General features: G+C 49.4%; 9 protein-coding genes. 3 read left to right on the top strand and 6 right to left on the bottom strand.

What is annotated here, in order from left to right:
• The coding region (locus ACOJS8_RS08150) for a tetratricopeptide repeat protein (protein ID WP_420148045.1) at window positions 1–816 on the top strand (816 nt) is incomplete at its 5' end.
• 127 nt (window positions 817–943) lie between these two features.
• Here ACOJS8_RS08150 and ACOJS8_RS08145 read toward each other — a convergent pair.
• Together ACOJS8_RS08145 and ACOJS8_RS08140 are read right to left on the bottom strand one after the other, a co-directional pair.
• On the bottom strand, window positions 944–1324 hold the full coding sequence (locus tag ACOJS8_RS08145) for a DUF779 domain-containing protein (RefSeq protein WP_420148044.1): 381 nt from the start codon (window positions 1322–1324) through the stop codon (window positions 944–946).
• Window positions 1325–1420: 96 nt separating this feature from the next.
• On the bottom strand, window positions 1421–2944 hold the full coding sequence (locus tag ACOJS8_RS08140; protein WP_420148043.1) for an aldehyde dehydrogenase family protein: 1524 nt from the start codon (window positions 2942–2944) through the stop codon (window positions 1421–1423).
• Window positions 2945–3059: 115 nt separating this feature from the next.
• On the opposite strand from ACOJS8_RS08140, the gene ACOJS8_RS08135 reads away from it, so the two are divergent.
• Complete coding sequence (locus ACOJS8_RS08135; protein ID WP_420148042.1) at window positions 3060–3995, top strand: helix-turn-helix domain-containing protein; 936 nt, start codon at window positions 3060–3062, stop codon at window positions 3993–3995.
• A 39-nt stretch (window positions 3996–4034) separates the two neighbouring features.
• Window positions 4035–4745, top strand: coding sequence for a DUF2461 domain-containing protein (locus ACOJS8_RS08130; protein ID WP_420148041.1), 711 nt, complete (start codon window positions 4035–4037; stop codon window positions 4743–4745).
• Window positions 4746–4819: 74 nt separating this feature from the next.
• Here ACOJS8_RS08130 and ACOJS8_RS08125 read toward each other — a convergent pair whose 3' ends face one another.
• The 4 genes from ACOJS8_RS08125 to ACOJS8_RS08110 form a co-directional block, all read right to left on the bottom strand.
• The gene (locus tag ACOJS8_RS08125; RefSeq protein WP_420148040.1) at window positions 4820–6310 is read right to left on the bottom strand and encodes a glutamate synthase subunit beta; all 1491 of its coding nucleotides are present in this window, start codon (window positions 6308–6310) and stop codon (window positions 4820–4822) included.
• Window positions 6311–6318: 8 nt separating this feature from the next.
• Entirely contained in the window at window positions 6319–6564 is a 246-nt protein-coding gene (locus ACOJS8_RS08120) for a DUF4926 domain-containing protein (protein WP_420148039.1), read from the bottom strand.
• Window positions 6565–6570: 6 nt separating this feature from the next.
• Window positions 6571–6897: a DUF6883 domain-containing protein gene (locus ACOJS8_RS08115; protein ID WP_420148038.1), complete on the bottom strand. Its 327-nt coding sequence runs from the start codon at window positions 6895–6897 to the stop codon at window positions 6571–6573.
• 3 nt (window positions 6898–6900) lie between these two features.
• On the bottom strand, window positions 6901–9167 hold a 2267-nt coding region (locus ACOJS8_RS08110), incomplete at its 5' end, for a glutamate synthase-related protein (protein WP_420148037.1).

The raw sequence follows: 9167 nt of genomic DNA, 5'->3' as shown, positions 1-9167 counted from the left end.
GGTCAAGGGCAGATTGGAGCTATTGAACGTATTTGCCAGAGTAAGGGAGTGTATTTGGTGTACACGGCTAGTCGGTCGACTCGCACCGTACTTTTTCGAAATGTGACACGTAACGCCTGCAATGTTGCGATTGTTAATTTATTTAATGTCCCACTAAATGGGCCACAAGGCCAAATTGCTTTTGACAATCTTTTAAAGCGTACGAACTTCCAGCGATATGCGCGGCCGGAACCATCAAAAAGTGAAGCATTGCCAGAGTCCACGCCCAATACGGCTGTCGTGACGGAGCCAACCAATCAGGTAGGAAATAACCCTGCTGTACAACAAGTGTCCGCCCAGGTTAACAATTACGAACCAAACGCCAATCAGACGAATCTGGCGGTGCAGTCACCAGTTCAGTCGATAACTGACAACTTGCGGGTTGAATCGGTCAAAATGAACGATAAAGCGCTACAGAATGGAATCGACGCGTATCGGCGCGGTCAGTATGCCGAGGCCATTACGTTCTACGATGAATATCTGGCGGGAAAAAAGAATCGAAACAGTGCCTACGTATTGAATCTGAAAGGCTATGCTCAATTCAGGCTCCGGCAATATGAGCAGGCTGTTACTACGCTTTTGGCGGCAACTAAGGCAGATCCAAAATATGCCTGGGCGTATTTTGATTTAGCTCGCGTTTACTGTGCAATGGGCAGAGAATCGGAAGCAAACCAGGCTCGTGAGCAGGCTATTTCATTACGTGCTGATATGCAATCGATCATGCAGAACGATCAGGAATTTATGAATTTATGCGGCCGTGGAGCAACAGCGAAATGAAATTTAGAATGGCCAGTGACAGCAAGTTTGTCATCCGACGCAAGAGGAATCTCGAGTCTGTATATCGAACCCGAGATCCTTCTTGCGTCGGGATGACAAAAAGATTAACTTAAGCTTGGATTTTCGCTTACACCTCTTCCAGCGGCCCTACGTGGACGGGTGTCAGGTTCTCCATTTCGTCCGGTTCAAACAAGCGGGAACGTATCAGAAACCGAACGCCCAGCGGAATTTCCAGCGAAAAACTGGCTCCTCGGCCGGGCGTTACGTCGATGGTCAGGTGGGTATGTTGCCAGTACTCAAACTGATCACCCGACATCCAGAAATCGCAACCGTCAATCTGCCCCAGCCACACGTCCGACGAGCCGATGATGAAATCGCCAACCGCGTAGCACATAGGTGAGGAGCCATCGCAACAGCCCCCGCTCTGATGAAACATCAGCGGTCCGTGTTGCTTGCGTAATTTATCAATAACCTCGGCAGCCGCCGGAGTCAGGTCGATGCGGTTCATAGTCAGATGGATGAAATGAGTGAAGATTGAATAAGTGAATAGCTAAAGCGTGCGCCAGTCTATTCACTTATTCAATCTTCACTCATTCAAAATTGATTAAAAGAATCCTAGTTTGCTCTTGCTATACGAAATCAGGATGTTTTTGCTCTGACGATAATGGTTGAGCATCATATGGTGATTCTCGCGGCCAAAGCCTGACTTCTTGTAGCCCCCAAACGGCGCGTGGGCAGGGTAATTGTGGTAACAGTTGACCCACACACGACCCGCCTGAATCTGACGCGGAATCTGATACAGCTCATGCGCATCGCGTGTCCAGAGACCAGCACCGAGGCCATACAACGTATCATTTGCCATTTGGAGCGCTTCATCGGCATCTTTGAACGTAGTGACCGATACGACCGGACCAAAGATTTCCTCCTGAAAAATCCGCATTTTGTTGTTGCCTTTGAAAATGGTTGGCTCGATGTAGTATCCTGTTTCCAGACCGCTGTTTAGTTTGGCAGCCTGCCCTCCCGTCAGTACTTCGGCCCCTTCTTTCTTGCCGATGTCAATATATGACAGAATTTTCTCGAACTGGTCGTTGCTGGCCTGAGCACCCATCATGGTGTCCGGATCAAGCGGGTGTCCCATTTTAATGGCTTTGGTACGTTCAATAACGCGCTCAATGAACCGGTCGTAGGCTTTTTCGTGAATCAGCAACCGCGATGGACACGTACAGATTTCGCCCTGGTTCAAGGCAAACATAACCGCACCTTCAACGCATTTGTCGAAGAATTCATCGTCGGCGTCAGCAATCGATTCCATGAAAATATTGGGCGATTTACCACCTAACTCCATCGTAACGGGAATCAGGTTTTCCGACGCGTATTGCATAATCAGGCGTCCTGTAGTCGTTTCGCCCGTGAAAGCTACTTTGGCCACCCGTTTCGATTGCGCCAGAGGTTTCCCCGCTTCCGGTCCGAATCCGTTAACGATGTTAACCACGCCTGGAGGAATTAATCCTTCCAATAATTCCATTAGCACCAGAATGGACGTAGGTGTTTGTTCGGCGGGTTTCATGACCACGCAGCAGCCAGCGGCCAGAGCTGGGGCTAATTTCCAGGTTGCCATCAGCAGCGGGAAATTCCACGGAATGATCTGCCCGACCACACCAATAGGTTCTTTCACAATGAGCGAAACCGTATTGACGTCCAACTCGGCCAGGCTGCCTTCTTCGGCCCGAATAACACCCGCAAAATACCGGAAATGATCGACAACCAACGGTAAATCAGCAGCCATCGTTTCGCGAACAGCTTTGCCATTTTCAACCGTTTCGACGCGGGCCAGAAACTCCAGATTCTGTTCAATAACTTCAGCAATCTTGATCAGCATATTGCTACGTTCGGTTGCCGACGTACGCGACCAGGCCGGAAATGCTTTATGCGCGGCATCAAGCGCCAGGTCGATATCTGCCGCTTTAGAACGAGGCACTTTGGCAATCAGACTATCATCCACCGGCGAGTGGTTGGCAAAATATTCGCCATCGACGGGAGCTACCCATTTACCACCAATGTAGTTTTCGTACTGAGTTTTAAACATGGGCCGGGGCAAAATTTTGCTTGGGGCTTCTGCAGTTTGCATGTGTTAAATCGGTTTGAGTGAGGTAATAGGATTTTTTACAAATTTTGCCGTAATTGTACAACTATAGTTACGTTATAATCTTAAATACTTACGAAATCGTCTCATCTTCCGAGGTATGGGAAAACCAGGAAAAGTAATTAAGAATGAAGCCATTAGCGCCTGGGGCGCTCCGTTGGATACGCTGGTGGAGAATAAATTAACGCTGAGTCACGACGCGGCAGAACTGCATTTGTATGAGACATTTCAGCAAGCACACCTTATTCAACTACGGTTTAATGCGCCCGTCATGACCAGCATGTTAAGTGGCCGGAAGGTGATGCATCTGCGTGAACTAGATCCGTTTAATTATCAACCCGGTGAGTCATTATTATTGCCGTCGGATCGGCTAATGCAGATTGATTTTCCCGACGCTACGTTCGATGATCCCACGCGCTGCCTTGCGCTGACAATTTCAGATGAGTTTATTCGCGAAACCGTCGCCGAACTCAATGAGCAGGTCCCACGGGTTGAAACTTCCGATCAATGGCAACTGGACACCGATAATTATCTGCTACGTAATGACCCCGAAATCAGCTCACTCATTGATAAACTAATTCGTTTGTTTCGGGAGAATAATCCGTTCAAACCGTTTTTTATCAAGAATACGCTGCGCGAGTTGATTGTCCGGCTTTCGCAAACGCAGGCGCGGCTGGGGCTTATTCACCAAACGAATCAGCATCTGACTACAAATCGTCTGGCTTACGTAGTAGCGTATATTCGTGACAACCTTACCCGAGCCCTCTCGGTTGAGGAACTATGCGATAAAGCCTGCCTGTCAAAATCTCATTTCTTCCGGTTGTTCAAGAGCGAATTAGGCGTATCACCTGTACAGTTCATTCTGACTGAGCGCATTCGGCTGGCGAAAGCTATCCTGAGCAATCCTGCCAAGAGTATTACGGATGCCTGTTACGAGTCGGGATTCAACAGCCTGACGCATTTCAGCAATGCGTTCCGCTCGATCGAACGCATATCGCCCAGACAATTTAAGCGGCAACTTTTTGGAATGAGCTAATACGAATCGGTATGCTATTTTGTCTAACTTTGATAAGTTATGACAACAAAATCTTCTTCAAAAACTGCCTTTACAGTCTCTACGCTGGAGTTCATGCGCGAACTCGTCCAAAACAATAATCGGGAATGGTTTCAGGCGAATCGGCCTCGTTATGAGTCGGCTAAAGCGGAACTGTGTGGGGTAACAGAACGTGTACTGGCCGGACTAAGCCCGTTTGAGCCGCTGGCCACTACGTCGGTAAAAGATTGTATTTTTCGCATCAATCGTGATATCCGATTCTCGAAAGATAAAGCGCCATACAAATCAAATCTGGCGTTTGCAATTGGTCCCGGAGGGCGTCATTCGGGACGTATTGATTACTACGTTCATATTCAGCCTGATAATCAGTCGTTTTTAGGAGCCGGTATGTGGCAGCCCACTCCGGCCAATCTCGCCAAGTTTCGGCAGGAAATTGATTATAATGTTCAGGAGTTGAAAGACATCATTGAGGCTGACGAATTCAAAGCCTATTTTCCTGAAGCGCATGGCGAATTGATGAAGACGTCGCCCAAAGGTTATTCTGCCGATCATCCGGAGATTGATTTGCTACGTCGGAAGGAGTTGTTTTTCCTGCATCGTTACACCGATAAAGACGTATTGAAACCCAACTTCGCTGATGAAATCGTGCGGGGATGCCGCATCATCAAGCCGTACTGTGATCTGTTGAACTATCTTTTCTTCGATGAGAAAGAAGAACCGGTGACGCTGTGATCGTAGTTCGTAAAAAAGGAAGCCGCTCCGATTGTCGGAGCGGCTTCCTTTATGAATAACCTACTGAAATCGGCTTATTCAACCGATATCATAGAAACGGCTTTAGCTTCGAGCATGGTTTCGCCCATCAGATGGCAGTCAGCAGCACGCGCAGCTTCCCGTCCTTCTGAAATGGCCCACACAACAAGCGACTGGCCCCGGCGCATATCACCAGCGGTAAAAACTTTCGGGTTGGTCGTCGTTTGGTATTTGTTGGCTTTTACATTACCGCGCTCGTCGTACTCAAGGCCCAGATCGTCCAGCAGGCCGTTGTGTTGCGGATGCAGGAAACCGGCTGCCAGCAGTGCCAGTTCGCACGGAATATCGCGTTCCGAACCGGGTAATTCGACCATCTGCATCCGGCCGTTCTGGTTTTCCCAGGTCAGATCAACGATACGTAACGCCTTCAGATTACCGTTTTCGTCGCCAATAAATTCTTTTGTATTGATCGACCAATGCCGGTCGCAACCTTCCTCGTGCGACGTACTGGTACGTAGCATCATAGGCCAGTTCGGCCAGGGGGTATTCTCGGCCCGATCCTTAGGTGGCATTGGCATCAGTTCAATCTGCGTTACGGACTTGGCACCGTGTCGGTTTGATGTACCAACGCAGTCAGAACCCGTATCACCACCACCAATAACCACTACGTTCTTGTCGGTTGCCCAAATGTCGCCGTCGCTGTATTTTTCTCCCTGGTGGTCAACGTCAACAGGACGATTTGCATTCCGTTTGTTTTGCTGGCTCAGGAATTCCATTGCTGGGTAAATTCCTTTCAGATCACGTCCTTTGATTGGCAGATCGCGCGGAACGGTTGAACCGCCTGTCAGCATGATCAGATCGAACTGTTCCAGTAAATCTTTCGCTTTCAGGTCAACACCTACGTTTACACCCGTTTTGAACGTAATGCCTTCGGCTTCCATCACGGCCAGACGCCGGTCGATGGTCCATTTTTCGAGCTTGAAGTCAGGAATACCGTAGCGTAACAAGCCACCGATCTGGTCGGCCCGTTCAAACACCGTTACCGTATGCCCTGCTTTGTTCAACTGAGCCGCTGCCGCCAGTCCGGCCGGGCCAGATCCGATGATGGCTATGGTTTTTCCTGTTCGTTCTTTCGGAATTTTGGGCGTTACGTAGCCGTGTTCAAAAGCCGCTTCGGCTATCGATTTTTCGATAAATTCGATAGCAACGGGTGGTTTGTTGATGCCCAATACACAGGATGCCTCGCAGGGAGCCGGACAAATGCGGCCCGTAAACTCGGGGAAATTGTTGGTTGAGCTTAGAATCTCATAGGCATAGGCCCAGTTCTGCTCGTATACCGCATCATTAAACTCAGGAATGATATTTCCCAGCGGACAGCCGCTGTGACAAAAAGGCGTACCACAGTCCATACAACGAGCGGCTTGCCGCTGCGAATCCTTCTCCGAGTGCGGTACTTCAATTTCTTTATAGTCATGAATCCGCTGCTGCGGGTCGCGCTTTTTCGGGAGTTCGCGCGCATACTCTAAAAATCCGGTAGGTTTTCCCATGTTACGTATTAGGCAGTTTCTAATGTTCTTTTACTCAGAACATCATGTCCTGTCAAGGCTTCCAAATCGTCCTCTTTTACTGTGAATACAGCTATAGTTTCGCCAATTGCGTTAAATACCTCCACAACATAGGCATTGGGAAGGTTACGTCGAGCTTCGAAGAATTCGACTGTGGTAACAATATCCCCTTTTTTTAAATCCTGCTCAGGGACATCGACTCGTAAAGCGACTCGTTCATACAGCGGTAATTGCATATTCATTTACTGCTTTGGCGGATATAACGTAATAAATTTAGTAATTTCTTCGTCAATATCCCGCTTCCATATTGTCTTAACGCGTAACAGGCGGCCGTTAGGTCCTTTCAATTCGCCGACTATACTGTAAGACGATCCGTAAGCATCTTCGCTTTCTGGATTGGCCTCACCCAGATGAGCCAGCGTCAGCAAGTCTTGCTTTAGCAAACGCCAGTTCTCTGAAGTATAACCAGCCAGCCTCAGATAGTTCGATTTATCGTCTTTATCGCGAAATACAAGTAAATAGTGTGTCAGTTTGCGTTCTGCAAACTGTAGGGGAGGCTCTAACTTCATCCCTTACCCATGCGTTACGTCGACGGTAATATCCTGATAAACAATGTTTTTGTCGCGAATCTGATCGGCCAGCGAAATGCCGCGCCCAGCCAGCGCCTGACGGAAATCACCTGGCATCACTTTCACAAACTGACCAATCTGCTTGTCCCAGTTCTGAATCAGCGCCAGTGCTACGTTGCTGGTGGTGTACTGGAAATGCTTGTCGACGTATTCCCGAAGGATGCCCTGATCTTCGTCATTGAGCGGTTCCAGACTGACCATTTCGCCATTCACTTTAGAGGCAAACGTACCATCCTGATCCCAGACGTAAGCAACACCACCCGACATGCCGGCTGCAAGGTTACGCCCCGTTTTGCCCAGGATGATTGCCAGTCCGCCCGTCATATATTCAAGGCCATGATCACCAATACCTTCAACGACAACTTTAGCACCGGAGTTACGTACGCAGAAACGCTCGCCCGCCATACCACGAATGAACGCTTCGCCCGACGTGGCGCCGTAGAATGATACGTTCCCAACGATGCTGTTTTCTTCGGGCTGGAATTGAGCCGTCCGGTCAGGATATACGATCAGTTGAGCACCGCAGAGTCCCTTGCCGAAATAATCGTTGGCATCACCTTCAAGTTCGAGCTTGATACCGCTCGTGCCGAACGCACCAAAACTTTGCCCCGCTGTTCCGCGCAGTTTAACGTGAATCGTACTTTCGGGTAAGCCGGGGCCGCCGTATACTTTCGAGATTTCGTTCGATAGCATCGTACCGATACTCCGATCGATGTTCTGCACGGTGAACTCACCATAGACATTCTCAGCCGATTTCAGCGCTGGTTGAGCCAGTTCAATCAGTTTCCGGTCGAGGACGTCGTCCAGATAGTGGTTTTGCTCTTCCTGCTTATACAGTGCTACGTCGAGCGTGGTTGGCTCTTTGTAAAGCAGCGCATCAAGGTTAAGGTTTTTATATTTCCAATGAGGCAGGTTGTCGCGCAACTCGAGCATTTGAACCTGACCAACCATTTCGTTTATGGTCCGGAAACCAAGTTCGGCCATGATCTCACGTAGTTCCATAGCCAGGAACGTGAACATATTTACTACGTGTTCGGGCTTGCCCGTAAACAGCGCGCGCAGTTCAGTATTCTGCGTTGCTACACCCACCGGGCAGGTGTTCAGATGGCATTTCCGCATCATAATACAACCCGCAGCAACCAGCGCAGCCGTCGCTACGCCAAATTCTTCGGCACCAAGTAATGCAGCTACCGCCAGGTCACGACCAGTACGTATCTGACCATCTGTCTGTACCGTTACGCGGCCACGCAGTTTGTTTTTAACCAGCGTCTGGTGCGCTTCAGCCAAGCCAAGTTCCCAGGGTAGGCCAGCGTGACGGATCGACGATAGGGGAGAAGCTCCCGTTCCACCATCGTGTCCTGAAATCAGAATATGATCGGCGTGGGCTTTAGCAACCCCTGCGGCAATGGTTCCAACCCCTGCTTCGGATACCAGTTTGACACTGATACGAGCATCACGATTGGCGTTTTTAAGGTCGGAAATCAACTGCGCTAAATCCTCAATCGAGTAAATATCGTGGTGAGGAGGGGGCGAAATCAGACCGACGCCAGGTGTTGAATGGCGTGTCCGACCAATCCAGTCATCAACTTTAAAGCCGGGTAGCTGACCACCTTCGCCAGGCTTGGCTCCCTGCGCCATTTTTATTTGCAATTCCTTCGCATTCGTCAGGTAGTAGCTCGTTACGCCAAAACGCCCCGATGCTACCTGCTTGATGCTTGAATTCATGCTATCGCCGTTTTCGAGCGGCTTATAACGTAACTCATCTTCGCCACCTTCGCCAGAATTGCTTTTGCCGCCGATGCGGTTCATGGCAATGGCCAGGGTTGTGTGGGCTTCCCAAGATATCGAACCAAACGACATAGCGCCCGTCGCAAAGCGTTTGAAAATGCTTTCGATGGGTTCAACCTCGTCAATAGGTACGGGAGTGCCCTTTTTGAATTTCAGCAGACCTCGTAACGTAATGGCGTTCTGGGTCTGATCATCAATAAGTTTCGAATATTTCTTGAAGATCGTGTAATCGTTCTTCTTCGTCGACTGCTGAAGCAGATGGATCGTATCCGGGTTGAAAATATGCTTCTCACCCCGTTGTTTCCACTGATAGATACCACCCACTTCCAGACGTGGAGCGGCTAAAGGCGCATCCGGGAAAGCCACAGAATGCCGAACCAGAATCTCGCGGGCAATCTCATCGAGACCCATGCCACCAATTC

Origin of the sequence: Spirosoma sp., from assembly GCF_048594605.1 — a bacterium.
GTDB lineage: Bacteria > Bacteroidota > Bacteroidia > Cytophagales > Spirosomataceae > Spirosoma.
Note: the sequence above shows the minus strand (reverse complement) of the source record. Positions and strands in the feature narration are given on the sequence as shown.

Excerpts from the sequence above, each read along its gene's own strand:
- ACOJS8_RS08120 (WP_420148039.1), bottom strand. The coding sequence starts at position 6,564 with ATGCAATTACCGCTGTATGAACGAGTCGCTTTACGAGTCGATGTCCCT.
- ACOJS8_RS08145 (WP_420148044.1), bottom strand. The coding sequence starts at position 1,324 with ATGAACCGCATCGACCTGACTCCGGCGGCTGCCGAGGTTATTGATAAA.
- ACOJS8_RS08140 (WP_420148043.1), bottom strand. The coding sequence starts at position 2,944 with ATGCAAACTGCAGAAGCCCCAAGCAAAATTTTGCCCCGGCCCATGTTT.
- ACOJS8_RS08115 (WP_420148038.1), bottom strand. The coding sequence starts at position 6,897 with ATGAAGTTAGAGCCTCCCCTACAGTTTGCAGAACGCAAACTGACACAC.
- ACOJS8_RS08130 (WP_420148041.1), top strand. The coding sequence starts at position 4,035 with ATGACAACAAAATCTTCTTCAAAAACTGCCTTTACAGTCTCTACGCTG.
- ACOJS8_RS08135 (WP_420148042.1), top strand. The coding sequence starts at position 3,060 with ATGGGAAAACCAGGAAAAGTAATTAAGAATGAAGCCATTAGCGCCTGG.
- ACOJS8_RS08125 (WP_420148040.1), bottom strand. The coding sequence starts at position 6,310 with ATGGGAAAACCTACCGGATTTTTAGAGTATGCGCGCGAACTCCCGAAA.